This window comes from Prauserella halophila, from assembly GCF_024171895.1.
GTDB classification, from domain to species: Bacteria; Actinomycetota; Actinomycetes; order Mycobacteriales; family Pseudonocardiaceae; genus Prauserella; species Prauserella halophila.
The window spans coordinates 35,057-61,678 of record NZ_JAMTCQ010000015.1; the positions used below are offsets into that span (position 1 = coordinate 35,057).

A 26,622-nucleotide genomic window follows, 5' to 3' on the forward strand; every position below is an offset into this window, starting at 1 on the left:
CGTTCAGTCTCCCAATCCCGCTAACCGTGCTTCCCGGCGCCCGGCCGTTTCCGCCCACCGAGCGATGCGACGCCGATGGCCAGCAGTGCCACCCCGCAGGCGACGACCGTCGACGTCGTCAGTCCGTTGCCCTCCGTGGGCAGGAACGCGTCGAGCAGCATCGATCCGAGGAGCTGCCCGGCGACCGTGCTCAGCCCGAGCAACAGCACCCCGATCCACGACACGACGAACGACGCGACCGCGATGAACACGATGCCGACGAGCCCGCCGAGATACAGCACCGGGTTGCCGGGCAGCGCAGCGGGCGCGCCGTGGAGGGCGAGCGACACCAGCGAGGCGAGCACCAGCATCGCGGTGCCCGTGGTGAAGTTGACGAGCGCCGCCGTGAGCGAGCTGCCGGAAGCCGCACCCACGTGCCCGTTGAACGCCTGCTGCACCGCCATGCCCGCACCCGCGACGAACGGCAGGATCAGCAGCGCGATCCGCGCGGGATCGGCCTGGCCCGCGACGTCCCCGGCCACCGCACCGGCCACGGCGGCCACGGTCATCACCGCGCCGGCCACCCGCAGCACCGTGGTGGGCTCCTTACCCGAGGGGCCCAGCCCGAACCGGTCGACGAACAGGCCGCTGACGGTCTGCCCCGCCACGACACCCACGGTGAACAGCGCGACACCGATCAGCGACACGGTCAGCGATTGGCCCAGCACATAGGTGCCGCCCGCGATTCCGCCCAGGAAGTGCCAGGGGCGCAGCCTGCCGCTGCGCAGCGCGGCCACGGCGGCGCGCGTGCCGGCGCGCATCGGCCGCGACACGGCGAGCCAGCACAGCAACAGCAGCAGACCGCCGCCGAACGAGATGACGGCGGCGAGTGCGGAATCGCCGAGTTCGAGGCCGAGCTGGCCGTTGATGCGCGCCTGCACGGACATGCCGAATCCTGCGGATACGGCGAGCACCACGCCCCACAGCTTCCGGATCGTGGAGGTGGGCGTGGACGCGGTCTGGGTGGCGGAATCCGGAGCCGGATCCGCACTGGCGGTAGCCATCGCCTGTCATTGTGCGCGCCGCGGTGATCACCGCTGCGGGTGTCACCGCCCAAGTGTGGCCGCCCCCACTCCGGCCTCGTCTCAGCCGCTGACAGCCGTGCGGCAGGGTGAGACGTGCCGCCCATGTCGGTGGTGGTCGTGCATTCGTGAAACGTATTAGCCAAGATGTGGGCGTGGCACTTCCGACCCAGCTGAACGCGACCGAGCAGGACACGCTGGTCAAACAGATCGGCCTCTCGCTGCTGCGGGCCGCCCCACGGGACTGGCGCAGGGTGACCGCGGTGTACCGCGCCGTGGGGAGGTATCACGAACTGACCGGCGAGGTCGTCACGGCCGACGGCGCGACGCAGGAATGGGTGGCGACCCACGACATCGCGACGCTGTTCGGCAAGCTCCGCGCCGGCATGTACCGCGAGGGCCGCGGCACCTGGTTCAACGCCCGTTACCAGCTCGACCACCCGTCGAGCTACAACCTCGAGTACGACCGCGACGAACCGTCGTGGGACCTCGCGCCGCCGTCGCAGGCCTACGCCGACGAGCTGCGCATGTTCCCCCGCTCCGAGGAGAACGTGCCGGACTGGCTGATGCGCCGCATGGCAGGCCTCACTCCGGAACGCTCCGGACCGCGATTCCGCATGGCACGGATCTTCGACGGCGCGGGGCCGAGCGGCCCCGTCGTCACCCGGCCGGAGCTCGACCCGGACGAACGGGACCGCGTACTCGCCTACCTCGACGCCGCCCCGACGGTCGGCCCCGCCCGCGGTTACGACGTCGACCGCCTCGCCGCCGACCACGCCGCCGAGGTGCCGATCGCGTTCCACAGCGACGGGGCCTGGATCTGGCCCGCCGCCGTGCCCTACTACCTGCGTACGCACGGGGTCGCACCCGAAGCGGATCTGCTGCAGCACATCCGCGCCGCCGGGTTCACGGTCCCCGACGTGCCCGACGAGACCCGCCAGGCCGCGGCCGCCCACGTGGCGCACGGCCAGGGCCCGCAGCACGCTCCGCAACAGGGGCCTCCTGCGGCACCCGGCGCCGCGGCCGCACAGCCGACGACCCACGCCCCTCCGGGCTCCTCCGAACAGCTCCGGCGGGGCGAACACTCCGACCGGGCAGGCGAGTCCCCCGCGGATGCGGCGGGCGGCCCGGTCCCGGGTTCGGTCCCGGGTTCGGGTTCGGGTTCGGGTTCGGGTTCGGGTTCGGGTTCGGGTTCGGGTGAACCATCGACCACGGGAGCAGCAGCTCAGGGCGCCGCCGGCCTGGCCGGTGCGGGTGCGGCCGGCGCTGCGGGCGCTGCCGGTGTTGCGGGCGCTGCCGGTGGGATGGCCGCTCGCAACGGAACGGCCCCCGGGAACCGGCCGGCCGATACGGACTCCGCCGACTCCGACGCGCCGGAGCTGCCGATGCGCCGTCCCGGCAGGGCCGCCCAGGAGTTCGACGAGCAGTTCAGTGGCATCAACGGTGCGGAACACACGAGCACGGCGAGCCCGGCGTCGCCGTTCGTCCCCGCAGACCGCGACGACGTTCCCGCCGAGGCGGGGACCGGGCGCGAGCCGGGAATCGGTGAGGACACCGCCTCGAGCGACGTCGATGGACCGGGCGGCATCGACACCGCCGTCTCGCCTGCCGACCCCGACGACCTCGGCCCGGAGGCCGAGACCGCGGCCTACACGCTCCCGAACCGTGGCGCCGACGTCGGCGAAACCGGCCCGGCCGCACCCGGCGAGGCCTGGTCGGACGAAACACCACCCGCGGACGCGTACGACGAACCTTCGTACGACCGCAGTTCCTACGGCGATTCCTACAGCGGCTCCTACACCGACTCCCCGCACGGCGGCGACTCTCCTTACGGCGGCGACTCCCCGTACGGGGCCGAGCCGCTGCACGAGCAGAGCACGACCTTCACGCCGATCCCGACGTTCGGCGCCGACGAACCGGGCTCCCGCCCCGGCGCGGGTTCCGCTGCCGGCGACCCCACCGACCCCACCGACGCCGCCGGCGGCACTGCTGTCGGCAGCGGCGACACGGCTCCGGCTGACACGGCTCCCGGTGAGGCTCGTCCCGGTGAGGCCGGGATCGACCGCGCACCCGGCACGGCCGGTGACGACCTGTCGGGCGCAGCCGCGCCGGGCGACACCGGCCCCGACGTCGACTCGGGCCCACCGACCACGCTCACCGAGCCGGTCTCTCCGGCCGCAGCGCCGAGGCCGGACGTGGAACCGGATGCGGCCGTGCCCCCGCTGGATCAGCCTGCCGGCACGCCCGGCCCCGCCGGAGTGCCGCAGCCCCCGCACCCGGGACAGGAACCGCCCGCCGAACTCGACGAGGAACGGACGGCGCCGACCCCACGACAGGACGTCGACGAACCGGCGACGCCCTCCGCTTCCGCCGAGGCAGGTGCAGTCGGCGACATCGGCGCAGCCGGTGGGCTCGGCGTGGCCGGTGGGCTCGGTGCGGCCGCCGCGGCCGGTGCGGTCGCAGGCGGTTTCGCGGGTCGCGACGACTCCGACGAGTACGGTGCCCGCGGTTACGGCGACCGCGACTACGGCGACTACGGCGACTACGGCGACCGCGAACAACGGGATCACGGCGAACCCCGGGGCTACGGCGATCACCGCGGTTACGACTACCGAGACGACCGCGTCTCCGCCGTCGACGCGGATCCCGGACCGCCCACACAGATCGGCAATATGCCGCCGCAGGACCCGGAACTCGACGACCTGCAGGACAAGCTCGACGAGCTCGAGGTCCCGGACGAGTACTACGCGCTGGGTATGCCGTCCGACTACGGCTGGAGCCTCGAGCGCGTCACCGACGGTTGGCGGGTCGGCTGGTACGACGGCGAGCTGAAGAGCACGGCCGTGTTCGGCGACGTGGCGGACGCGAAGGCGTTCATGCTCGGCAAGGTCCTGCTCTCCCCCGACGGCGTCGACGAAGCCCCCGAAGAACCGGCCCACCCCGACCCGGAATTCGAACCGGAACGAGCGGCGCCGGAGCCCCCGGAGGCAGCACCGTCCGGTCCGCTGCTGGCGACCCTCAGCCCCGAGATCGCCACCGGAACCCGGCAGGTCGCGGAAGAACCGGTCGCGAACACGCGGGCGGTCTCGGCCGCCGACGATCCCGCCGCGGGCCGCGGCGGCCCGGTCCCGCAGGCGGCACCCGTACCTGCCCGGGAACCGGTGGCCCAGCAGGCCGCCGCCGCGCCGCACCGGCCGGCCGTGGGCGAACCGCAGCAGGCGGGGCGGCCGCAGTCCGGGCAGGCCGGACAGCAGCCGGGCGGTCAGCAGGGCGGTCAGCAGGGCGGTCAGCAGGGCGGACAGCCGCAGAACAGTCAGCAGTGGCCGATCCAGCCGCTGCCCGGTGAGCCGCCGCTGACGCTGTTCCGCGGCAAGGAAATGCGCACCCTGCCCGTGGGCAGCGAACTCGACCGGTTCGGCGGCGCGAACGGCAACCTGACCTACGCCGCGGGCACCCCGTTCGAGGAACGGTCCCTCGTGCCGGAGTGGGTCAACCGGCCGTACCACGTGTACCGCGTCCAGCGGCCGCTCGAAGCACTCGCGGGCGTCGCCATCCCGTGGTTCAACCAGCCCGGTGGTGGTGCGGCGTACATGCTGCCGGCATCCATCGAGGAGCTGCTGGCCGACGGCGACCTCATCGAGCTCGACCCCGGCGAGCCACCGGTCGACTGAACCCCGGAAAAGCCGAGCCCCAAGAAGCCGAGTCCCAGGAAGCCGAGCCCAGAAGCAACAGCGCCGCGGAAAAGCCGAGCCCCGGGGGAACGGGGCCCGGACTCAGTTCACGACCAGGCCGTGGGCCGCGGCGAACAGGACCGCCGTGTCGACGTCCACCCGGGTGCCCGACATGTCGGCCGCCGCCAGGGCGGGCGCATCCAGGCGGGCACCGCGCAGGTCTGCGTCGGTCAGTGTCGTTCCGGCCAGCCTGGCACCGGTCAGATCGGCCTCCCGCAGGTTCGCCCTGCGGAGGTCGGTACCGGTCAGATTGGCCTCGCGCAGGCGCAGCCCCGACAGGTCCGTACCACGCAGCACGGCGTCGGTCAGTGACACGAGCGTCAGGTCGCAGTCGGTCAGCGTGACCGTCCGGAGGCCGCAGTGGACGAACACGCTGCCGAGCAGCGAGCATCCGGTCCACGAGACGTCGCCGAGCATGGTGCGGTCGAACGTGCACGTCCGGAAGGCCGAGGACCGGTGCACGGATTCGCCGAGGTCCGTGCGGGTGAAATCGCAATGGTCGAACGTGCACCCGGACGTGGTCAGCTCGCGCAGATCGGCATCGGTGAAATCGCACCGGACGAACCGTCTGCCCTCCCACCGCTGTCCGGAGAGCACGGCGTCGCGGTAGTCCTCGCCGGTCTCCACCCCGTTCGTGGTCCCGGTCCCCGTGTCGGTCCCGATGTCGGTGTCGGTATCGGTATCGGTCCCGGTGTCGGTGCCGGATTCGGAAGAGCGCACGCCGCCACAATCGCACATGCGCTCGCCGGCGCGCGGTCACCGGAAGTCCCTCGATTTCGCGGTGATCCGCATCGGCAGATGCTGCAACCGGTCGGCGCGCAGGCTGACCACGTCGTCGGCACGTTCGACGACGCCGCGCACCAGCATCGCCGAGCTCGACCGCGCGACCCGGTGGTAGCGCTCCCACAGTCCCCGGGTGCAGATCACGTTGACCATGCCCGTCTCGTCCTCGAGGTTGATGAACGTGATGCCGCCCGCCGTCGCGGGCCGCTGGCGATGGGTGACGGCTCCGCCGACGAGCACGCGCGTGCCGCCGGCGACCCGCGGCAGTTCCTGCGCCGGGACGACCCCGAGCGCGTCGAGCCGGGGGCGGATGAACTGGGTCGGGAAGCTGCCGGGGGACAGTCCCGTCGCCCAGACGTCCGCGGCCGCCAGTTCGACCTCGTCCATGCCGGGCAGTGCCGGGGCCTCGGCCGCCGGTGTGGTGCCGGGCAGGTTCTCCGGCCGCTCCTGTGCCACGGCTCCCGCGGACCAGAGCGCTTTGCGCCGATCACCCCGCACCTCGTCGAAGCCGCCGAAGGCACCGGCGGTGGCGAGCGCTTCCAACTGCGGGGTGGTGAGCCGGACCCGCCTGGCCACGTCGGCCATGTCGCGGTACGGGCCGTGTGCCTCCCGTTCGGCGACGAGTTCGTCGGCCAGGGCCGTGCCGATCGCGCGCACCGCCCCGAGTCCGATGCGGACGGCATGGGTGGCCGCGGCCGTGCCGCCCGGTCCGGCCTCGGCGCCGTTACCGGGTCCGGGTCCGGAATCGCTGCCGGGTCCGGACCCGGAACGGGGTTCGGCGCCGGGTTCGGCGCCGGGCAACGAGGTCTCCGGATTCGGCGAGCCGTCCGGGACCGGTGACTCCAGGCGGGAGAGGGAGTCACTGGCGTTGATGTCCGGGCCGCGGACCTCGACACCGTGCCTGCGGGCATCGGCCGTCAGCGACTGCGGCGAGTAGAACCCCATCGGCTGCGCCCGCAACAGCCCCGCGCAGAAGGCGTCCGGGTGGTGGTACTTGAAGTAGGCACTGGCGAACACCACGTACGCGAAGCTCAGCGCGTGACTCTCCGGGAATCCGAAATGGGAGAACGCGCGCATCCGTTCGAAGATGTGCGCGGCCATGTCGCGGTCGAGTCCGTTGCGCTCCGCACCGTCGTAGAACCGCTGCCGAAGCCGTTCCATCTTCCGGCCGGACCGCTTCGATCCCATGGCGTGGCGCAGCGTGTCCGCCTCGGCCGCGGTGAATCCGGCGACGTCCACGGCGAGCTGCATCATCTGTTCCTGGAACAGCGGCACCCCGTACGTCTTGCCGAGCGCGTTCGCCAGCAGCGGATGGTCGTGGTCCCACTCCTCCTCCCCGTTGGCCCGCCGGATGTACGGATGCACCGAACCGCCCTGGATCGGACCGGGGCGGATCAGCGCGACCTCGATGGCCAGGTCGTAGAACTTCTTCGGTCTGAGCCGGGGCAGAGTCGCGAGTTGCGCCCGGCTCTCCACCTGGAACACGCCGATCGCGTCCGCACGCCGCAGCATCGCGTAGACGTCGCCGTCGTCGAGCGGCAGATCACTGAGGTCGATGTCGATGCCCTTGACCTCGCGCACCATGTCGCGCATGTAACGCAGGGCCGACAGCATGCCCAGGCCGAGCAGGTCGAACTTGACCAGCCCGCCCCAGGCGCAGTCGTCCTTCTCCCACTGCAGCACGCTCCGGCCCGCCATGCGCGCCCATTCGACCGGGCACACCTCGCTCACCGGACGATCACAGATGACCATGCCGCCGGGGTGGATGCCGAGATGCCGCGGCGCATGCTCCAGCGCACCCGCCACGTCGAGCACCCCGTCCGGGATGTCGTGATCGGACTGCTGCCGGAGCTGCCGGAGCGGGCCCCGGTGGTCGATCTGCTTGCTCCACGCGTCCTGCTGTCCGGGGGAATGCCCCAGTGCCTTCGCCGCGTCGCGGACCGCCGACCGGGGCCGGTACGTGATCACGTTCGCGACCAGCGCGGTGCACAACCTGCCGTACTTGCCGTAGACGTACTGGATCACCTCCTCCCGCCGGTCGGATTCGATGTCCAGATCGATGTCCGGATAGCCGTCGCGGTCCGGGGCGAGGAACCGTTCGAAGAGCAGTTCCCACTTCACCGGGTCGACCCTCGTGATGCCGAGTGCGTAGCAGACGGCGGAGTTCGCCGCCGAGCCCCTGCCCTGGCACAGGATGTCGCGGCGGCGGCAGAACTCCACGATGTCCCAGACGATCAGGAAGTACCCGGGGAATCCGAGGCGTTCGATGACGTCGAGTTCGTGGTCGAGCTGGGCACGGGCTTTCCGGTTCCGTTGCCGGGATCCGTAGCGTTGCTCGGCTCCCGCGTAGGTCATCGCGCGCAGGTGGCTCGCCTCGTCGGAGTCGTCCGGAACGTCGAACGGCGGCAGCTTCGGCGCGAGGATCTCCAGAGGAAAGGCGTACCGCTCGGCCAGCAGCGCGGCGCGCTGGACCGCCCCGGGGTAGCGGGCGAACCTGGCCTGCATCTCGGCGCCCGACCGCAGGTGCGCCGCCCCGGACGCGGCGAGCCAGCCCTCCATCTCGTCGAGACTGCGCCGAGCGCGGATCGCCGAGACCGCCTGCGCCACGTGGGCCTGCTGCGGCCGTGCGTAGTGGACGGCACCCGTCGCGACGGTCTGTATCCCCAGGTCGGCGGCGATCTCGGCGAGACGGTCGTTGCGGGTGCTGTCGAGCGGCCCGCCGTGGTCGACGAGTTCGACGTACACGTCGTCACGGCCGAACCGGTCGGCCAGCCTGCGCAGGGCGGCAGCCGCCGCCTCCGGCCCGCCTTCGGCCAGACCGCGCCGGACGGACCCGTTGCGGCACCCGGTCAGCACCGCACACCGGCCCGCGACCTCGTCGGTGATCTCGTCGAGGTCGTACACCGGCCGCCCCTTCTCCGCCCGCTGCTCCGCGGGCGGGTCGTGATCGTGCCCCCGGAGCTGGCCGGACGTGATGGCACGGCAGAGGCTCGTGTACCCGTCGGCGCCCTTCGCGAGCAGCAACAGGTGCTGCCCGCCCGGGTCGGCGGCCCCGGCCTGCGGTTCGGACAGCCCGAGGCTGAGTTCGGCACCGAACACGGTGCGCATGCCGACCTCCTTGGCCGCCTCGGCGAAGCGGGCCGCGCCGTACATGCCGTCGTGGTCGGTGATCGCGACGGCGTCGAGTTCCAGCCTCGCCGCCTCCTCGACCAGGTCCTCGGGGTGGCTGGTGCCGTCGAGGAAGCTGAAGTTCGAGTGACAGTGCAGCTCGGCGTAGGGCACGCGGACCGCGGCGCCGGCATCGTCGTGGCCGGGTGGGGGCAGGTCGGCGGGCCTGGTGTACTTCTCCCGCCTGCGTCCCCACGCCGGACTGTCGTTCCCGTCCCCTGCGGCACCCGATCCCGCACCGGAGGTGCCGGACAGCGGGCCGCGGCCCGACAGGGTGCGTTCCAGGTCCCGCCACGGGACGGGCGGGTTGTTCCACCCCATGGCTCATTCGCCTTCCGGCGATCGTCTCGGTTCGGGGATCTCCCGTCGCAGCAGGGCCGACGAATCCGGCAGGAACGCCGGGTCCGGGTACTCCTCGCCGGGACTCCCTTCGGCGGCACCCGGCAGCGACTCGTCGTACATCAGTCGTACACCCCTTCCACTGTCCACTTCGGATTTCCCTGTTCCTGCCACCGCAACAGCACGGCGACCGGTTGCGGCTGCCGGCCGGACTCGAGCACGACCTGCAGCCGGACACAGCGCCCCCGGTCACCGGGCACCCACCAGCGGGCCGTGACCGGCCACGGGCCCGCCCAGTTCCGCACCCGGCACGGCCCGCCGTCGCCGAGTTCGACGGTCCACGGCCACGCGGTGAGCCGGTGCCGATCGGTGACGTCGAGCTGCTGCCCGTCCTCCCCGGCGACCACGGCGGGAGGTGGCTCGTCGAACACGGTCGCCGGCGAGGGGCTCGGCAGTTGCTGCGGCCACGGCGCGGCATGACCTTCCGCCGGGGTACGGCGATCTCCCCACGGCACGAGCCGCACCTGTTCGGCGGGACCGCGACCGCCGTCGAACACGGCGGTGCAGACTCCCTCGGGACCGATCAGCCCCTGGACGTGCACCAGCGCGCGAGCCGCCCTGTCCGCTTCCGGTGTGTGTTCGGCGCCGGAACCTCCCGCCCACAGTCCGAGTTGCAGCGCGCTGCCTTCGACGGTCTCCTCCGGTTCGAGCCGGAGCACGGACACCCCGGACGTCGGCGTGCGCCCGCGGCCACGGGTCAGCCAGCCCTCGAACTGCCACCGCACCCGGTCCGCGATGCCGTCCGGGGTGAGCGGTTCCGCGCAACGCCAGCTGCGGCCGAGTTCCTCGCCGTGTTCGGTCGTGGCATGGACGCCCAGCCTGGTGCAGGCGAGACCGCGGGTGGCCAGTCCTTCGTGGAACCGGCTCGCCAGGGTCCGGGCCAGGAACGCGGCCGCGTCGACCCGGTCGAGCGGCGGGTCGCACGTTTCCGTCACGGCGAGATCGGGCGCCGGACGGCGCCTGCCGGGAGGCCGTTCGTCCCGGCCGCTCGCCAGCCGGTGCGCCAGCACTCCGTCGGCGCCGAACCGGGCGAGCACGTCCCGTTCGGTCAGCTGGGCGAACGCGCCGAGCGTGCGGATTCCCAAGCGCCGCAGCAGGTCCACCAGTTCCCCACGATCGCTGCCCGGCTGGTCGAGTTCCTGCACCCCGAGCGGGGCCAGGAACTCCGCGGCCGTCCCCGCAGGCACCGGCCGTGCCCGGTGAGCGGCCAGCGTCGCGGCGAACAGCCCTTCGGAGACGCCCACCTGACATTCGGCACCGGCCTGCACCGACACGTGGTCGACGAGCCGCTCCAGCAGCCGGTGTTCGCCGCCGAAGTAGCGGGACGCACCCGCGACCGGTACGGCCACCACGCCGGGGCGCACGACCTCCACCCCGACGACCAGCTCCTCCACCGCCGCCGCCACGGTGTCGAAGAGCCGGGCGTCGCGATCCGCATCGGCGGCGAACACGGCCAGCTCGGGACACCGGGACTGCGCCTCTCTGCGCCGCATGCCACGCCGGATCCCGGCTGCCCGCGCCACCGCCGAGCACGCCACGATCCGGTTCGCGGCCAGCACCGCGGCCGGTTCCGCCACGGAGAGACCCGCCTCCGCGGCGGCCGCCGCCACCGGCCAGTCCGGGCACCACAGCACCAGCAGCCGCGGCGACCGCGATGACTGGGGTGTCTGCGATGACTGGGGCGACGGGGGTTTCGGAGAGGGAGTGTTCGGAGAGAGGCTCATCCCGCCCGCACCTCCCGCAGCTCCCGCAGCTCCCGCAGCTCCCGCGGCGACCGGCGCGTTCCGGCGGGTTCGACCCGTGCGATCGCCCCGTCCGGCCCCGGCACCAGCAGTGAGGTGCGCTTCGGCCGCGCCGCACCGCGCCGGCCCGCCGTCTCGACGAGGACCTCACGCTGCGCGAGATATCCGTAACCGCCGTCGACTCCCGACCAGTTCACCGCCTCGCAGCGCAGTTCGACGTCCGCCCCCGGCCACGAACCGGCCGTCAGCAGCACCGAACCGCGGTGCCTCGCCCGCGCCGACAACCGCCGGGCGAGGTTCGGATCACGGGTGCCGCCTACCCCGTCCGCGGGAACGACCACCAGGTCGATCCCGTCCAGCAGAGCCGCTGCCACCCGGGGAGAATCCGCGCCGGGACGGGGAATCAGCGCGAGCCGGTGCACCGCCACCCCGAGTTCACGCGCCGCGAGGACACCGAGTTTCGGCATCCCCACCACCGCCGCCCATGCCCCACGGGCGGTCGCCTCGGCCAACAGCGCCAGCAGCAACGACGTCGACCCGCCCACCGAGACCGTGCTGCCCCGGCGCAATCCGCCCCACGGCACCAGATCCGCCAACGCGGACGCCACGGGCAGCACCCTGTCGTCGGCACCTGCCGAGTCCACCGCACCTGCCGAGTCCACCGGGCCCGTGGAATCCACCGCACCACCGGAAGCCACCGCCGGGCCCTGCGGCTCTGCGGGAGATACCGCCCGCCGAATCGCCGCGATCTCGTCCGCCGTTCCCACCCCGGGCAACGACGCCAGCCGTGCCACGGTGTCGCGGACACTCCCGCCGCTCGCGGAACCCATCCCCTCCGGTACGGACATCGCCGCCACCTCCCCCGCACACCCGGGAAACCGGCCCACGCCGCAGGGCGTGGGCACCGATACCTCTCCGTCGCTTGATGTTCTGTCGCCTGATGCCACTCAGCCGCGGGGAAGGCGGCTCCGTCCGATGCCGACACCCGAGTACCGAAGCTCGGTACCAGCGCTCGAGCATCGACATCGAACCGTGCATGATCGAACCGTTGTTCGACGCCCATCATAGAACACGAGTTCGAAGAACCTGTCAAGCGGCTGCCGCGCCGTGTCACACGGCTGCGTCGCAGCGCCCCGGCCGTCTCCGGACCCACGTGCTGCCGGCCCGGCCGTCGGGTACAAACACCGTGGCACCGCCGGTGTCGTCGACGATGCGGCAGGATGGGCAGATGGGCGAGCGAACGGCACGGGTGTTCTCGTGGGTCGCCGCAGCCGCCGCCGACGACGGTGAAGGTGACGGCCGGATCTCCCCCGCGGCGTTGTGCCGGGCTGCCCGGACGCGACTGGACGTCGACGGGGTGAGCATGACGGCGATGACCGGACACGGCATGCACACCCCGGTCGCCGCCTCGGGGGAACTGGCGGCCGAACTGGAGGAGCTGCAGGTCACTCTCGGCGAAGGCCCGGGGCTCGCGGCGTTCACGTTCGGCTCGCCGATGCTGGTCCCCGATCTGGCCGCGTCCGCTGCCCGTTGGCCCGGGTTCGCCGCGGCCGCCCGCGAACGTGACGTGGCCGCGGTGTTCGCGTTCCCTTTGCACACGGGCACGATCCAGCTGGGTGTGTTCGAGCTCCACCGCGTCGCCACGGGCCCGCTGGCGACCGGGGACCTCGCGAACGCGCTGGTCTTCGCCGATCTGGCGTTGCAGCTGTTGCTGGACAGCTCCTCCGGGGTGGGCCGGCAGCCCGACCGCCATCCGATCGACGACACCTCCCGCGGCCGGGACGCGGTGCACCAGGCGACCGGCATGATCGCGGTGCAGTTGGAAGTCGGCATGGCCGAAGCGCTGGCGCGGCTGCGGGCCCACGCTTTCACCGGCGACACCCCGCTGAGCGAGGTCGCCGCCGACGTGGTGGCCCGCCGACTCCGGTTCCGGCCCGAGGCCGAACCGGACGAGACTCCGGGATGAACCCGGCGCAGGACAACCCGGGTGTACTGCACCGGACGACGCCGTAAGGTGGAAGAGATGGCAATGCGGGAACAACGAGTGGCCGACACATTCGTGGAGCTGGCGGACACCTTGGTCGCCGGCTTCGACACGGTCGAGTTCCTGCACACGTTGACCGAGCGATGCGTGGAACTGCTCGACGCCGACACGGCAGGGCTGCTGCTGGCCGACGAGCGCGGTTCGCTGCGGCTCGTCGCCGCGTCCACCGGCCAGACCCAGCTCCTGGAACTGTTCCAGTTGCAGGAGGAAGAGGGCCCGTGCCTGGAGTGCTATCACAGCGGCCAGGTCGTGACCCTGCCCGACGTCAGCGAGGTGGCGGGGCGCTGGCCCCGGTTCTCGGCGATGGCGACGGAGCTGGGGTTCGCGGGCGTGCATGCCATCCCGATGCAACTGCGGACCCAGGTCATCGGCACGCTGAACCTGTTCCGCACCCATCCGAACGGGCTCGACGAGACGGACGCGAGGCTGGGCAAGGCGCTGGTCGACGTGGCCACCATCGGCCTGCTCTCCGAGCGGGCGGTACGCCACCAGGAGATGGTCACCGAGCAGTTGCAGACCGCGCTGAACAGCCGCGTCACCATCGAACAGGCCAAAGGTGTCCTCGCCGAACGTTATTCCGTGACCCCGGATCAGGCGTTCACCGCGATGCGCCGCCACGCTCGCAGTCGCAACCAGCGCCTTGCCGAGGTGGCCGGCGAGATCATCGCGGGCACGCTCGACGTCACCGACGCCGTCGCCGACGCCCGGGACCGGGACCGGGACCACAGCCGCTCGTAGCCCCGCAGCCGCTCGTAGCCCCACAGCCGTCCGTAGCCCCACAGCCGTCCGTAGCCCCACAGCCGTCCGTAGCCCCGCAGCTGCCCCGACGACCCGGCGCATCGTCGGGTATCGCACTCATGTTGCCGAGCGGCCACTTCTGCTAGATTCGCTTCGGGTACCCAGACGCTGCGTACCTGCCATCTCACCACCCCGGACCCCGGTGGTATCGCACCTCCCCGAAGGGTTCCGGCATGTGTGCATCATCTTCGTTTCCCCAGCGTGCCCGCAACCGACCACTGCACTCGTCCTGGGACGTTGCCGGTGACGTCCCGGGCGATTCGCTGCTGCGATGGGACATCCGGTCCCACGGTCACCTCGTGGTGGCGACCGTCGACGGGGAACTCGACCTCGCCACCACGCCCTCGCTCGCCGACGGACTCTCGCCGGGTGTCACGACGGGCAACCATGTGGTGCTGGACGTCGCGCGGATGACCTTCTGCGGCACCGCCGGGCTGAACCTGTTCGTCACGCTGCACCACCACACCGACGCCACGGGCGGATCGCTGCGCCTCGTCGCGCCGAGCGTCGCGCTGCGACGAGTACTCGACCTGGTCGCGCTGGACGACGTCCTACTGACGGCACCGGACGTCACGAGCGCCGCCCGCCTGGCGGGCGCGGGGAGGAACGCCGCTGCCGAACCCGGCTTTTCGACGCCCGTCCTTTCGACGCAACCGCACCGGCCCGGCCTGTCAACCAGGTGACCGCCCATTCGAGCGGGCGCCTCGACCCGCAACGACGACAGTCGCCGGTGATGAGCAGCAGCCGGTGACGAGCAGCAGCCGCGTGCTCAGGAACACGAGCGGAATCGCCAGCAGGCACAGCACCGCGTAGAACGGCAGGATCACCGCGGCGCCGACAGCGGCGCGACACACGTCCGCCCCGGCGCCGACACGCGGCACCGGGGCGGACGAGGGGAACGGATCAGTGCGCGAAGTGGCGCGTGCCCGTGAGGTACAGCGTGACGCCCGCGGCCTCGGCTGCGGCGACGACCTCGGCGTCCCGCACCGAACCGCCGGGCTGCACGACCGCGCGCACGCCGGCGTCCAGCAGCACCTGCAGGCCGTCGGGGAACGGGAAGAACGCGTCCGACGCGGCGACCGAACCCTGGGCCCGCTCGCCTGCACGCTGCACCGCCAGGCGCGACGAGTCGACCCGGTTGACCTGTCCCATGCCGACACCGACCGTGGCGCGGTCGTGGGCCAGCAGGATCGCGTTCGACTTCACCGCGCGAATCGCCCGCCACGCGAACCGCAGGTCGGCGAGGGTCCGTTCGTCGGCGGCCGTGCCTGTCGCGAGGGTCCAGTCGGCCGGGTCGTCGCCCTCGGCGTCGATCCGGTCCGCGCTCTGCATCAACATGCCGCCCGAGATGGGCCGCAGCTCGACCGCACCCGACATCAGGGCGGGCAGCGTCAGCAGGCGCACGTTCTTCTTCCGGGTCAGCACCTCGAGCGCGTCGTCGTCGAACGCCGGGGCGAGCACGACCTCGGTGAACACGTCCGCGACCTGCTCGGCCATCGGCAGCGACACCGGACGGTTCGCCGCGATCACGCCGCCGAACGCCGACACCGGATCGCACGCGTGCGCGCCCCGGTGCGCCTCGGCGATGTCGTCGCCCAGCGCGATGCCGCACGGGTTGGCATGTTTGATGATCGCCACGGCCGGTTCATCGAAGTCGGCGGCAGCGCGACGGGCCGCGTCGGTATCGACGTAGTTGTTGTACGACATGGCCTTGCCGTGCAGCTGCTCGGCGTGGGCGATGCCGGGCTCACCGGAACGCCGGTACACCGCGGCCGACTGGTGCGGGTTCTCGCCGTACCGGAGCACGTCGCCGCGCTCCCACGTGGCACCCACGAAGTCGGCGTAGCCGGACTCGTCCGCCGGCGCGTACGCATTCGCGAACCACGACGCCACGGCCGTGTCGTACGACGCCGTGTGCGCGTACGCCCGCGCGGCCAACCGCTTGCGCTCCCCCAGCGTCAACCCGCCCGCACGCACACGCTCGAGCACCCACTCGTAGTTCGACGGGTCGACGACGACGCCCACGCTGCCGTGGTTCTTCGCCGCGGCGCGCACCATCGCGGGACCGCCGATGTCGATGTTCTCGACGCAGTCCTCCTGGCTCGCCCCCGAGGCCACCGCCTGCTCGAACGGGTACAGGTTCACCACGAGCAGGTCGAACGGCGCGATGTCGAGCGATTCCAGCTGCGATTCGTGCTCGGCGCTGGTCCGGTCCGCCAGCAGGCCCGCGTGCACCCGCGGGTGCAGCGTCTTCACGCGGCCGTCGAACGACTCGGGGAACCCGGTGATCTCCTCGACCTTCGTCACCGGCACGCCCGCATCGGCGAGCACCCTCGCCGTACCGCCGGTCGAGACGATCTCCACCCCGGCGGCGTGCAGGCCGGTGCCGAGCTCGAGCAGGCCCGCCTTGTCCGACACCCCGATCAGCGCACGCCGAATCCGGCGCTGCCCGGCCCCAGGAGTCTGCTCGCTCACGACAACCTCACCTTTCGTCCGTCCACCGTGCACCCCGCACGGGCCAGCTTCGCGATCACCTCCACGAGCAGGCGACGCTCGGTCACCTTGATCCGCTCGTGCAGGCTCGACTCGTCGTCGTCGGGCTCCACGACCACCGGATCCTGCGCGATGATCGGCCCCGTATCGACGCCGGTGTCGACGAAATGCACCGTCGACCCCGTGACCTTGACCCCCAGTGCGAGCGCATCGGCGACCGCGTGCATACCGGGGAACGCGGGCAGCAGCGCCGGATGCGTGTTGATCACGCGGTTCGGGAACGTTTCCAGGAACGTCGGCCCGAGCAGTTTCATGAACCCGGCCGACACGACCAGATCGGGCTCGTACGGGGCGACGGCGCCGGTCAGCGCCGCGTCCCACGCACTGCGATCGGGATGATCGGTGGTGCGGACCGTGAACTGCGGAATCCCGCACCGTTCGGCCCGCGCGAGGGCTTCGACGTCCCTGCGGTCGGTACCCACTGCCACGACGGTGGCAGGGAACGACGGTTCCGCTGTCGCATCGAGCACGGCCTGCAACAGGCTGCCGGACCCCGAGGCGAGAACGACCAGTTTCGCCGGTGCCGGCAACTCCAACCTGGTAACCAGAACGCTTCTCCTCGCCGGTTGTCCCGCGACGGCGCACATCGCATGAGCCGGGGCCAGCCTAACGCCGGGGGTTCGGCCACCGCGGCGAGGGCGCGGCCGGGGGCGGCGCCGATCACACCTTGGACTCTCCCGTGCCGCTCGAACCACCGGTGCCGGGACCGGAGCCGGGGCCGTCGCGATCGCCGGAGGCTGCAGGGGTGTCGTCTTCGGAATCGGCGGATTCTTCGGAGGCTGCCGGGCCGTCGTCGGGGCCGGAGGCTGCCGGGCCGTCGTCGGAGTCGGCGGGACTGTCGGAGTCCTCGAGGTCGGGGCTGTCGAGGGCATCGGGGCTGTCGGGGGCGTCGGGGGCGTCGGAATCTGTGCGGCGCTCCGCCACGGCGGCGGATCCCGAGTCGTCGACGTGGTCCGGGACGTCGCGCTCGTCGTCGAGCTCGTCCGGCTCGACGGGTTCGACGGGTTCGGCTGCTGCTGCGTCGGCAGCCGCGCGGCCCGTGGTGTCTCCGGCACCATCGGCGTCGGCGTCCTCGACACCGGTGTCCTCGTCGGCGTCCTCGACACCGGTGTCCGCGTCGTCGGTGTCCGCGTCGTCGAGGTCCGTCTCGTCGTCAGGATCGGCGTCCGGATCGACGGGGTCGCCGGTCTCGTCCGTGTCGGCGTCCTCGTCGGCGGTCGCATCCCCGTCGGCGTCGGCCTCGTCCCCGTCGGCGTCCCCATCGACATCGGCGTCGGTCTCGTCGGCGTCGGCCTCGTCGGCCTCCTCCCCGTCGGCGTCGGCCTCGGACGCAGACGTCGGCCGCGGGCCCGCGAACCAGGCGACGAGCGCGCCGGGAACCGCGATCCACAGGAAGGCCGCGATCGAGACGAATCCCAGCGGAATACCCACCGGGTCGAACGGCCCCGCCGCGAGCTGCCCACCCGAGAGGAAGCCTGCCAGCACCGTGCCGAAACCGACCAGCGCGCCGGCGACACCGACGGTCCGCAACCGTGCCACCGGGTCCTCATGGCATGTCCGCAGCCACCAGCCGATACCCGCACCCACCGCCGCGGGCAACAGCATCAGCGCAGGCCACCACAGCGCCTGTTCGTCCGGCAGCGCACCGAGCAGCGGGAACGGCGGCACCTCTCCCCCGGTGAACGACAGCGGCCCGACCTCGACCCCGCCGAACTGCATTCCGGGCCCGGTCGCGAAGCCCATCGCCAGCACCACTGCATTCGGCACGTAACCCAGCGACAGCAGCCACAGTCCCGTCGCACTGCCCGCGCCCGGCGCCAACTCTGCGAACAGGGCTGCGATCGTCGACGTCGACAGTGCCGTGGCCAACAGCAACGTCACCCCGCCCGCAGCGACCAGCCCCGCCAGTCCCAGCGCACCCGCGCGCAGTCCGGCCACGGCGAGCGGGTCGAGGTAGCGGCGCACCGCCGTCGTCAGACCACACGGTTTCGCGACGCCTGCGGCCGCCGCGAGGCCCGACACCAGCGCGGGCACGAACAGGGCCGTCAGCAGATCGACGGTGATGAAGGCGTCGCCGACCAGCAGCGCGGCGACACCGCCCACCACGGCATGCGCACCGGCCACGACACCGATCAGCAACGGCGCGCGATCCGGGGTGGAACACCCCAGCCGCTGAGCCGCCCCGGACGCCGCCCGCGCGATCAGCACGCACACCAACAGCGTCGGCAGCAACGGCAGCACTCCGAGCGGCAGTCCGTCGATCTCCAGCGGCACCTGGTAGGCGGCGAGCCACACCGGCCCCGTTGCCGACAGGACCGCACCGGTCGAGAAATGCGACGACGTGGCGATCGCGAGGATCAGCGTCAGCAACGCCGACGTGGCCAGCAAACCGGTGACGATCGGCGCCAGCGCGGCCATCGCCAGCGCCCGTACCCAGGTGGAACGGGATACCGGCTCGCCGTCCGCATGCGCGGAACGGAAGGTCGAGGCGAGCGGGCTCATGTTCTCGACCATCGCAAACGACCCGGCCCCGCAAGCGTGCGCCACGCCGCCGGGAGGACCTGACGAGAATCACGTTCGCCCGACCGGGTCGTACACGGACGGCAACCACAGGCGGCGAACGCAGCAGGCGAACACGGCAACTGACGACCACAGCGACGACGAACGCCCACGACCGGTGTCCGGCCGTGGGCGTTCGTCGAGCGGGAGAAGCCGCGCGGAGTCAGCTCCCCTGCGGCGGGCCCTGCTGGCCGGGCTGGCCCTGCTGCTGCCCGGGCTGGCCCTGCTGGCCCGGCTGCTGACCGGACTGGCCGCTCTCGTGCGGCTGGAAGAACTGCCCCTGCTGCGAGGCGTACGCCGTCGGCTGCTGGTGCGGGTTGTTCACCGGCTGCGGCGGCTCACCGAGCTGGCCCGGCGGCTGGCCCGGTTGACCCGGCTGGCCATGCTGCGGGAAGGCCCCGGACTGCGGCCCCGGCTGCCCGAATCCGCCCTGACCGGGCTGGCCGAACTGGCCGGGCTGGCCGAATTGGCCGGGCTGCTGACCGAACTGGCCTGCGGGCTGCGGCTGCGACTGCGGCGGCTTGATGATGTTCTCGTCGAACAGGTACGCCGCGATCGCCACCAGCGTCTGCACGATGCCGAAGATCAAGATCATGATCGCGCCGAGGCCGTACGACAATTCGGTCGCGAACGAGGTGAGAAGGAACGGCAGCAGCACACCCAGCGCAAAGATCGCCGGCCATGGTCCAGGCTTGTGCTCGCCCGGGATGACGGCCATCAGAGCCGCCAAACCACTCAGAAGGAACGCCATCGGCAACCACGCGAAGGCGAGGCCCAACTGGTAGAAGCCGACACTGCTCTGTCCACCAAAGACCGAAAACTGGGTATCCTCCAACGAGAGAACACTCGCGAAGCCCAGGAACAGGTTCAGCAGGCCGAGGCCGGCCGTCGCAAGGAAGAGAATCTGCGGCAGGCTGATCTTCATGCCTCCGCCGCCGGCTGGCGGCGCAGGCGGCCCCGGGAACTGTTGTTGCGGCTGCTGCGGGCCCTGACCGGGGAATCCACCCGTGCCGGGGCCACCGCTCGGGAAGCTCATCCGTTGTTCTCCTGTCGTGATTCTGCTCGCGGGCACGGCGGATCGGTCTCACCTGCCGTGCCTGACCCGGGATACGCGGCCGCGCCATGCCGACGGCCACAGCACGGACGTTAGCGCACCGACCTGAGACCTCTGCCGTTAGACGGATGATGCGCCCGACCGGTTTCACCCCGAGGCCGACTGACCGACAACGGCGTTGCCGTGCGCACTCCGGCCGGAGGTGCACCGCGCGATCCGGTGCACCGGATCGCCCGAACACACCGGATCCCCCAGATACAACGAGGGACCGAGCACAAAAGTGCCCGGTCCCTCGTTGTGTGTATTCCGGAACTCGGAGCCGTGGAGCCCGGAGCCGTGTGGCTCACAGGGCCTTGTACAGCTCCCGCGCCAGGTCGGCGGTCTCGGTCGGCGTCTTGCCGACCTTCACGCCCGCGGCCTCGAGCGCTTCCTTCTTCGCCTGCGCCGTACCCGCGGAGCCCGACACGATGGCGCCGGCGTGGCCCATCGTCTTGCCCTCGGGCGCGGTGAAGCCGGCGACGTAGCCGACGACCGGCTTCGTGACGTTGGCCTTGACGTACTCGGCCGCACGCTCCTCGGCGTCACCACCGATTTCACCGATCATCACGATGACGTCGGTCTCCGGGTCGGCCTGGAACGCCTCGAGCGCGTCGATGTGCGTGGTGCCGATGATCGGGTCACCGCCGATACCGATGCTGGTGGAGAAGCCGATGTCACGCAGCTCGTACATCATCTGGTACGTCAGCGTGCCGGACTTCGACACCAGGCCGATCCTGCCGGGGCCGGTGATGTCCGCCGGGATGATGCCCGCGTTGGACTGCGACGGCGAGATGATGCCCGGGCAGTTCGGGCCGATGATGCGGGTCTTGTTGCCCTTCGCGTTGGCGTGCGCCCAGAAGTAGGCCGCGTCGTGCACCGGGATGCCCTCGGTGATGACGACGGCCAGGCCGATCTCGGCATCGATGGCCTCGATGACGGCGTCCTTGGCGAACTTCGGCGGCACGAAGATGACGCTGACGTCGGCGCCCGTCTCCTTCATCGCCTCGCCGACGGAGCCGAACACGCCCAGCTCCTTGTCGGCGATCGTGACGGTCTGGCCTGCCTTGCGAGCGTTGACACCACCGACGATGTTCGTGCCCGCGGCGATCATCTTGGTCGCGTGCTTGGTGCCCTCGGACCCGGTGATGCCCTGGACGATGACTTTGCTGCTGGAATCGAGGAAGATCGACATGTCTCTTACGCTCCTGCCGCCAGCTCGGCGGCCTTGTCCGCCGCGTTGTCCATGGTGTCCACCTGCGTGACCAGCGGGTGGTTGGCCTCGTTGAGGATGCGGCGGCCTTCCTCGACGTTGTTGCCGTCCAGGCGCACGACGAGGGGCTTGGTCGCGTCGTCGCCCAGGATCTTCAGCGCCTCGACGATGCCGCTGGCGACCGCGTCGCAGGCCGTGATGCCACCGAAGACGTTGACGAACACGCTCGTGACGTCGGAGTCACCGAGGATGACGTCCAGGCCGGCAGCCATGACCTCGGCCGACGCACCGCCACCGATGTCGAGGAAGTTCGCCGGCTTCACGCCGCCGTGGTTCTCGCCCGCGTAGGCGACGACGTCCAGCGTCGACATGACGAGACCGGCACCGTTACCGATGATGCCGACCTGGCCGTCGAGCTTGACGTAGTTGAGGTCCTTCGCCTTGGCCTTGGCCTCGAGCGGGTCCTCGGCCGCCTTGTCGACGAGCTCCTCGTGGGCCGGGTGCCGGAAGTCGGCGTTCCCGTCGAGGGTCACCTTGCCGTCGAGGGCGACGATCTTGTCCTGCGGGTCGCGCACCAGCGGGTTGATCTCGACCAGCGTGGCGTCCTCGGCCACGAAGGTCTCCCACAGCTTCACGACGACGTCCGCGGCCTCGTCCTTGACCTCCTCGGGGAACTTGCCCCGCGTGAGGATGTCGAGGGCCTTCGCCTTGTCGACGCCTTCGATCGGGTCGATGGCCACTCGCGCGAGCGCGTCGGGGCGCTCGACGGCGAGCTGTTCGATCTCCACGCCACCTTCGGCCGAGGCCATGGCGAGGAAGGTGCGGTTGGCGCGGTCGAGCAGGAACGAGAAGTAGTACTCCTCGGAGATGTCCGACGCCGCGGTCACCAACACCCGTCGCGTGATGTGACCCTTGATGTCCAGACCGAGGATGGCCTCGGCCTTCTCTTTCGCCTCCGCAGCACTCTCGGCCAGCTTGACGCCGCCCGCCTTGCCGCGTCCACCGGCCTTGACCTGCGATTTGACGACGACCTGCCCACCGATCTTCTCGGCAGCGGCCTGCGCTTCTTCCGGGGTGCTCGCCACGGCGCCGGGCAGTACCGGCACGCCGTGGGCGGCGAAGAGATCCTTCGCCTGATATTCGTAGAGGTCCACTACTTCAGTCTCCTGACGACACACGCCACTCTGGCCTGCACGGCCAACGGTTTGCGGAACGCTGGCTTTACAAACCGTGCTGCCGGACGTAACGACCCTATCGATCCGTTCTCGACACGCCGCGGCCACCTCGGGTGAACTCGGTCACCGAACCGCCGCTGAGCTGGGGAATGTGGCACAGATCGCCGTCTACTGAAACCATTCAGCATCTATTGCCGATCGGCTACCGAAGAGTAGGTCGACATTCTGTGCGGGAATCGCCGCGTCAATGCCGTTTCCGGCCGAGAACCGGGGAGTCCGCATTCTCCCGCGGCGACCGCGCCAGCGCCGCCGCCGTCGCGGCCACCAGCACCGCGAGGACCGCCGCGAACGCGAACCAGAACCCCGGGCCCACGCTCACGCCCGCGATCTCCCCACGGCTCAGCGGGAACGACGCCGCATGCAGAGCCAGCACCACACCCACGCCGCACAGCAGGCCGACCGCACGGGTCGGCCTGCTCCGGGGAACCAGTGCCAGGGCACCGAGGACCACGACCGCCCCGGCGAGCAGACCCCACGACGGCGTGCCGAACCGCGCCCAGAGCCCCGCGGCCACGTAGTCGGGCGCGGTGAACACGGGCAGGCCGAACGCCACGATCGCCAGGACACCGGCAACGGCCAGTGCGCCGAGCAGCACCACCGGTGTCCGCGGGACCCCCGCCGCGGCGGTGCCGGACCCGTCGCCGTCGTCGAGGTCGTCGCTGTTGTCGCGGTTGCCGCTGTTGTCGCGGTTGCCGCTGTTGTCGTGGCCGCTGTTGTCGTCGCTGCGGTCGAGACCGTCGCTGTCGTCGAGGTCGTCACGTTCGACGGCCCCGGCGACCACGGACGAGCAGGCCGCCACGGCGGCGCCGACCATCGCCACCCACGTCCAGACGACACCGGGTCCGGACGAGGCGACACCGCCCGCCGAGCCCGTCGCAGTGACCGCGGTGTCCAGCACGGCCGTCCCGGCGACGAACACGGCGACCCAGGCCACGGACAGCACCGGCCGGACGAGAACCGCGGCCCGCGGCAGGGCCAGCGCCGCCCCCAGCACCCCGACCACGAGCCCGGCCGCCAGCAACGACCACCGGGCCGGACTCTCCGGCGCCGCGACCTGCCCCTGGGTCTCGAGCTGCGGCGTCAATGCGCCGATCACGGCGCACCCGCCTGCGGCGAGTGCGAGCACGCCCGTGGCGGCCCGCAGCCGCGAGCTGCCCGGCAACCGCACCCCGACCGCGCCCACCTCGGCGCCGACCACCGGCATCCGCACCAGTGCCGCGAGCACGAGCACCGCCAGACCGGCGAGCGTCACGACCGGCCCGGGGGACAGACCCAGCGTTCCGATGCCGAGCGCCGCCACCACGGCTGGCAGGGCGAGTGCCGCACCACCGGCCGCCGCGCCGAGCAGACAGCCCCGCATCAGGTCCGTGTCTCCCGACGAGGCGGCGATCGCCGCCGTCACCGGCAGCGCCGCGGCCACCAGGAGATAGCCGGCCATCGCGACGACCGGCCCTTCGAACGCGTTCTGCGCGAGCAGATACACATCGGCCGAGGTGAACGGCTGCATCACCAGACCGATCGCGGCGACCACGGCCGCCGACACGGCCAGCGCGAGCCGCCTGCCCGGCTCACCGGTCTCGGTGGCCACGGCACCGTCCCCGCCGCCCGCACGGGAGCGCAGGGCCAGCACGCCGGCCACGCCGGTCGCCGCGTGCCCGGCGACGAGCAACCACAGCCCTGCCGCCGGGGAATGGGCGTACAGATCCGACGGCAGATACAGCTCGGGACGCACCGCCCGCGACGGGCCGGCGGCGAACTGCAGATCCAGCACGGCCCGCCCCGGCGCGAGCGCGGCGACACCGGCCAGGACCCCGGCGGCGGCGACGGTTCCGCCCCGCACCACACACGCCCCGGCCACCACGAGCGGCAGCCCCGCGAGCACCACCAGGAGCACCGGGCCCGCTGCCAGGCCACGCTGCCCGCCGTCGACGACGGGCAGCAGTGCACCCGTGGTCAGCAACAGGAACGCCAGCACCGACACCGCGAAGGCCGCAGGCAACGCCGACGCGGCACCACTCGCACGGAACTCGCGCCGCGTCCCGGCATCCCGACCTGGTCGCGGACTCACCGCCACGACTCCTGCCGCCGCACGTCCTGCCGCCGCACGTCCTGCCGCCGCACGTCCTGCCGCCGCACGTCCTGCCGTCGCGGCGCCGACAGGGTGGCAGACATCGCGGTATCACTGAGACACCGCGCGGCGGAGGACCGGGAGACCGTCATCGGCGCCGACGCTAGCAACGGCCGGCACCGACAGCCGACCTGACCGACATCACGACGCCCAACAACCGGCATCGCAACAACCGGCATCGCAACAACGACGGGCATCACGCCCCCATCACACCGGTGACCCATCGGTATCACCACCAGCATCTCGGAATGCCGCGAAACGGGATGTTCGGACCACCGGTTGCCCAGGTGTAATCCAAATCACACGAGTAGCCGAATCGTCGCTGTACCTTGCGTGATCGCACTCGACGAGCACGCGCCGATCACCCCCGTACGGCCGATGGACACGTTGGGGGTCTTGCCCCTCCAGGCGGCCCTTGGTTACTGTCCCGCAGTCCCCATTACGGTCAGATCACGAACACGTGGTGGTTCCGCCTCCCCGAGAGGCGGATGCCGCCATCAGGGCGATCACCCCCGAGGTCGTCCACCGGGTTCCCCCGCCCGGCGTTCGCGAACTGACTCCCCCGAGTAACGGAAGGCCCCTGCCTTGGCTCGACACCGCTCTCATAGCGGCCAAGCCACCTCGCCTGCGCTTGACGACGCGCTGGACGGAATGGACGACGAGTCGTTCGTTCGCACGCGTGGCGCCCATCGGCTGCCCGCGCCGTCCTCCGCTCTGCGTGGTCGTGTGATGGTCGCGGCCGTCGCCGCCGGCGCGTTCGCCGCCGCGGCGGCGGGGCAGACCCTGCAAAACACGTCCTCCAACGAAGCTCAGTCCGGTTCCGTGGACACCAGCACGGATGTGACGCCGCTGGCGAACTCTCATGACGCGAGTGCGGCCATGGGAATGGGAGGCGACGCCCCGGTCGCCGCCCCGCAGCTGCTCCAGGTGCAGGACACGAACGACAAGGCCGCGGCCACGGCCGAGGTTCAGAAGCTGAACCGGAGCGCCGAGGTCACCGACGAGCGCCTGGCCGCCGAGGCCGAGGCCCGCCGCCTCGCCGCCATCGAGGCCGCCCGCCCCAAGGTGGTCAAGCCGACCGAGGGCATCTTCACCTCGGGCTTCGGCGCCCGGTGGGGAACGACCCACTACGGCATCGACCTCGCCAACTCGATCGGTACCCCGATCGTCTCCGCCGTCGACGGCACGGTCATCGAAGCGGGCCCCGCCAGTGGTTTCGGCCAGTGGGTGAAGGTGCAGCGCGACGACGGCACCGTCACCGTCTACGGCCACATCTCCAGCTACTCGGTCCACGAGGGCCAGCGGGTCAAGGCCGGCGACCAGATCGCGCTGATGGGCAACGAGGGCCAGTCGACCGGTCCGCACCTGCACTTCGAGGTCTGGGCCTCCGACGACGGCCAGAAGCTCAACCCGACGACGTGGCTCGCCGAGCACGGCATCCACGTCGGCTGACCGCCACCCCTCGGAGTCACCACACCCTGCGCCGCTCGGCCCGGGATTCGACGGGCAGTCTGCGCAGGAAGTACCCGACGGCGACCTGCCAGACGGTGCACAACCTGCGGTCGTGACGGGGTCCGCACACACGGCAACCGCCGTCGCCGGTGCGCTCGTGCAGGCGCAGGAGCAGCTTCCACGCCGCGACCAGTCGATCGACCTCCGGAACCCGTCGACCACACCGAGCCGCAGCCTGCGTGGACAATCCGCCCAGCGCCTCGAGGACCCCCGCCCGGACCGCCAGGAACCACCCTTCGGGGCCGGCCTCGTGCTGTCGCCCCGGCCCGCCCCGGCGACGACTCCGGTGCCGAGGCCGACCGCGCGCTCGTAGCCGTCGCCACACGGACGTGCCGCGCTCACCCGGGCACGCACCCGACCGAGCACTCGCCGCCACGACGCCGCGCGGCGAGGCTCCCGATCCACCAGCACTCGACCCCTCAGTACTCGACCGTTCCACCGTCTGCGCCTCGGCGCTCCCTGCGCGGTCCACACTCGCCATCCCCCATCTCCGAACAGCTCCGAACCCGTGTTCGAGATGAAGGATATCGCGAGGGGGTGACAAAATCAGGGCAGGTGGTTCACTGTCACCCGAACAGACGATCGAATGCGGAAGCCTTCGCGGCC

Annotated in this window: 18 protein-coding genes; 5 read left to right on the top strand and 13 right to left on the bottom strand. The window is 71.6% G+C overall.

The genetic code is table 11. The features are described 5' to 3' along the window. Positions 1-20: 20 nt before the first annotated feature. Positions 21-1,043: a DMT family transporter gene (locus tag LY41_RS22035; RefSeq protein ID WP_301297490.1), complete on the bottom strand. Its 1,023-nt coding sequence runs from the start codon at positions 1,041-1,043 to the stop codon at positions 21-23. Positions 1,044-1,216: 173 nt separating this feature from the next. Here LY41_RS22035 and LY41_RS24205 point away from each other — a divergent pair, with 173 nt between their 5' ends. Continuing rightward, positions 1,217-4,732, top strand: coding sequence for a glycohydrolase toxin TNT-related protein (locus LY41_RS24205; protein WP_253866222.1), 3,516 nt, complete (start codon positions 1,217-1,219; stop codon positions 4,730-4,732). Positions 4,733-4,834: 102 nt separating this feature from the next. Here the strand turns inward: LY41_RS24205 and LY41_RS22045 are convergent, their stop codons facing one another. From LY41_RS22045 to imuA', 5 genes are all read right to left on the bottom strand, one after another. Next, the gene (locus LY41_RS22045; RefSeq protein ID WP_253866444.1) at positions 4,835-5,419 is read right to left on the bottom strand and encodes a pentapeptide repeat-containing protein; all 585 of its coding nucleotides are present in this window, start codon (positions 5,417-5,419) and stop codon (positions 4,835-4,837) included. Between the two features lie 129 nt (positions 5,420-5,548). After that, positions 5,549-9,064, bottom strand: coding sequence for an error-prone DNA polymerase (locus LY41_RS22050; protein WP_253866223.1), 3,516 nt, complete (start codon positions 9,062-9,064; stop codon positions 5,549-5,551). Between the two features lie 3 nt (positions 9,065-9,067). Further along, positions 9,068-9,205 (bottom strand): hypothetical protein, encoded by a 138-nt coding sequence (locus LY41_RS22055; RefSeq protein WP_253866225.1) that lies wholly within the window; start codon positions 9,203-9,205, stop codon positions 9,068-9,070. Continuing rightward, positions 9,205-10,866 (bottom strand): DNA polymerase Y family protein, encoded by a 1,662-nt coding sequence (locus LY41_RS22060; protein ID WP_443678878.1) that lies wholly within the window; start codon positions 10,864-10,866, stop codon positions 9,205-9,207. Before LY41_RS22060 ends, LY41_RS22055 begins: the two co-directional genes overlap by 1 nt. Then, on the bottom strand, positions 10,863-11,732 hold the full coding sequence (gene imuA', locus LY41_RS22065) for a DnaE2-dependent mutagenesis accessory factor ImuA' (protein ID WP_253866227.1): 870 nt from the start codon (positions 11,730-11,732) through the stop codon (positions 10,863-10,865). Before imuA' ends, LY41_RS22060 begins: the two co-directional genes overlap by 4 nt. Before the next feature lie 380 nt (positions 11,733-12,112). Here imuA' and LY41_RS22070 point away from each other — a divergent pair, with 380 nt between their 5' ends. From LY41_RS22070 to LY41_RS22080, 3 genes are all read left to right on the top strand, one after another. After that, positions 12,113-12,850, top strand: coding sequence for an ANTAR domain-containing protein (locus LY41_RS22070; RefSeq protein WP_253866228.1), 738 nt, complete (start codon positions 12,113-12,115; stop codon positions 12,848-12,850). Positions 12,851-12,907: 57 nt separating this feature from the next. Next, positions 12,908-13,666: a GAF and ANTAR domain-containing protein gene (locus LY41_RS22075; protein WP_253866230.1), complete on the top strand. Its 759-nt coding sequence runs from the start codon at positions 12,908-12,910 to the stop codon at positions 13,664-13,666. Between the two features lie 233 nt (positions 13,667-13,899). Further along, a complete protein-coding gene (locus LY41_RS22080) occupies positions 13,900-14,409 on the top strand; it encodes an STAS domain-containing protein (protein WP_253866232.1) in 510 nt (169 codons plus the stop codon). Between the two features lie 220 nt (positions 14,410-14,629). Here the strand turns inward: LY41_RS22080 and purH are convergent, their stop codons facing one another. From purH to LY41_RS22115, 7 genes are all read right to left on the bottom strand, one after another. Then, positions 14,630-16,201 (bottom strand): bifunctional phosphoribosylaminoimidazolecarboxamide formyltransferase/IMP cyclohydrolase, encoded by a 1,572-nt coding sequence (gene purH, locus LY41_RS22085; RefSeq protein WP_253866233.1) that lies wholly within the window; start codon positions 16,199-16,201, stop codon positions 14,630-14,632. Beyond that, a complete protein-coding gene (gene purN / locus LY41_RS22090; protein WP_253866234.1) occupies positions 16,198-16,815 on the bottom strand; it encodes a phosphoribosylglycinamide formyltransferase in 618 nt (205 codons plus the stop codon). Before purN ends, purH begins: the two co-directional genes overlap by 4 nt. 124 nt (positions 16,816-16,939) lie before the next feature. Continuing rightward, positions 16,940-18,781: a cell division protein PerM gene (locus LY41_RS22095; protein ID WP_253866235.1), complete on the bottom strand. Its 1,842-nt coding sequence runs from the start codon at positions 18,779-18,781 to the stop codon at positions 16,940-16,942. Between the two features lie 220 nt (positions 18,782-19,001). Then, entirely contained in the window at positions 19,002-19,763 is a 762-nt protein-coding gene (locus LY41_RS22100) for a DUF5336 domain-containing protein (RefSeq protein ID WP_308292294.1), read from the bottom strand. Positions 19,764-20,235: 472 nt separating this feature from the next. Then, positions 20,236-21,123 (bottom strand): succinate--CoA ligase subunit alpha, encoded by an 888-nt coding sequence (gene sucD, locus LY41_RS22105; protein WP_253866237.1) that lies wholly within the window; start codon positions 21,121-21,123, stop codon positions 20,236-20,238. Positions 21,124-21,128: 5 nt separating this feature from the next. Further along, entirely contained in the window at positions 21,129-22,295 is a 1,167-nt protein-coding gene (gene sucC / locus LY41_RS22110) for an ADP-forming succinate--CoA ligase subunit beta (protein ID WP_253866239.1), read from the bottom strand. Positions 22,296-22,560: 265 nt separating this feature from the next. Further along, positions 22,561-24,444 carry a hypothetical protein gene (locus LY41_RS22115; RefSeq protein ID WP_253866240.1) on the bottom strand — a complete coding sequence of 628 codons (1,884 nt, stop codon included), beginning with the start codon at positions 24,442-24,444 and terminating at the stop codon, positions 22,561-22,563. Positions 24,445-25,233: 789 nt separating this feature from the next. Here LY41_RS22115 and LY41_RS22120 point away from each other — a divergent pair. Further along, on the top strand, positions 25,234-25,956 hold the full coding sequence (locus tag LY41_RS22120; RefSeq protein ID WP_253866447.1) for a M23 family metallopeptidase: 723 nt from the start codon (positions 25,234-25,236) through the stop codon (positions 25,954-25,956). Positions 25,957-26,622: the final 666 nt, after the last annotated feature.

Bases quoted from the DNA above. Each gene is read 5' to 3' on its own strand.
- LY41_RS22035 (WP_301297490.1), bottom strand. From the start codon at position 1,043: ATGGCTACCGCCAGTGCGGATCCGGCTCCGGATTCCGCCACCCAGACC.
- LY41_RS22050 (WP_253866223.1), bottom strand. From the start codon at position 9,064: ATGGGGTGGAACAACCCGCCCGTCCCGTGGCGGGACCTGGAACGCACC.
- LY41_RS22055 (WP_253866225.1), bottom strand. From the start codon at position 9,205: ATGTACGACGAGTCGCTGCCGGGTGCCGCCGAAGGGAGTCCCGGCGAG.
- LY41_RS22060 (WP_443678878.1), bottom strand. From the start codon at position 10,866: ATGAGCCTCTCTCCGAACACTCCCTCTCCGAAACCCCCGTCGCCCCAG.
- imuA' (WP_253866227.1), bottom strand. From the start codon at position 11,732: ATGTCCGTACCGGAGGGGATGGGTTCCGCGAGCGGCGGGAGTGTCCGC.
- LY41_RS22070 (WP_253866228.1), top strand. From the start codon at position 12,113: ATGGGCGAGCGAACGGCACGGGTGTTCTCGTGGGTCGCCGCAGCCGCC.
- LY41_RS22075 (WP_253866230.1), top strand. From the start codon at position 12,908: ATGGCAATGCGGGAACAACGAGTGGCCGACACATTCGTGGAGCTGGCG.
- LY41_RS22080 (WP_253866232.1), top strand. From the start codon at position 13,900: ATGTGTGCATCATCTTCGTTTCCCCAGCGTGCCCGCAACCGACCACTG.
- LY41_RS22095 (WP_253866235.1), bottom strand. From the start codon at position 18,781: ATGAGCCCGCTCGCCTCGACCTTCCGTTCCGCGCATGCGGACGGCGAG.
- LY41_RS22100 (WP_308292294.1), bottom strand. From the start codon at position 19,763: ATGAAGATCAGCCTGCCGCAGATTCTCTTCCTTGCGACGGCCGGCCTC.
- sucD (WP_253866237.1), bottom strand. From the start codon at position 21,123: ATGTCGATCTTCCTCGATTCCAGCAGCAAAGTCATCGTCCAGGGCATC.
- LY41_RS22120 (WP_253866447.1), top strand. From the start codon at position 25,234: ATGGTCGCGGCCGTCGCCGCCGGCGCGTTCGCCGCCGCGGCGGCGGGG.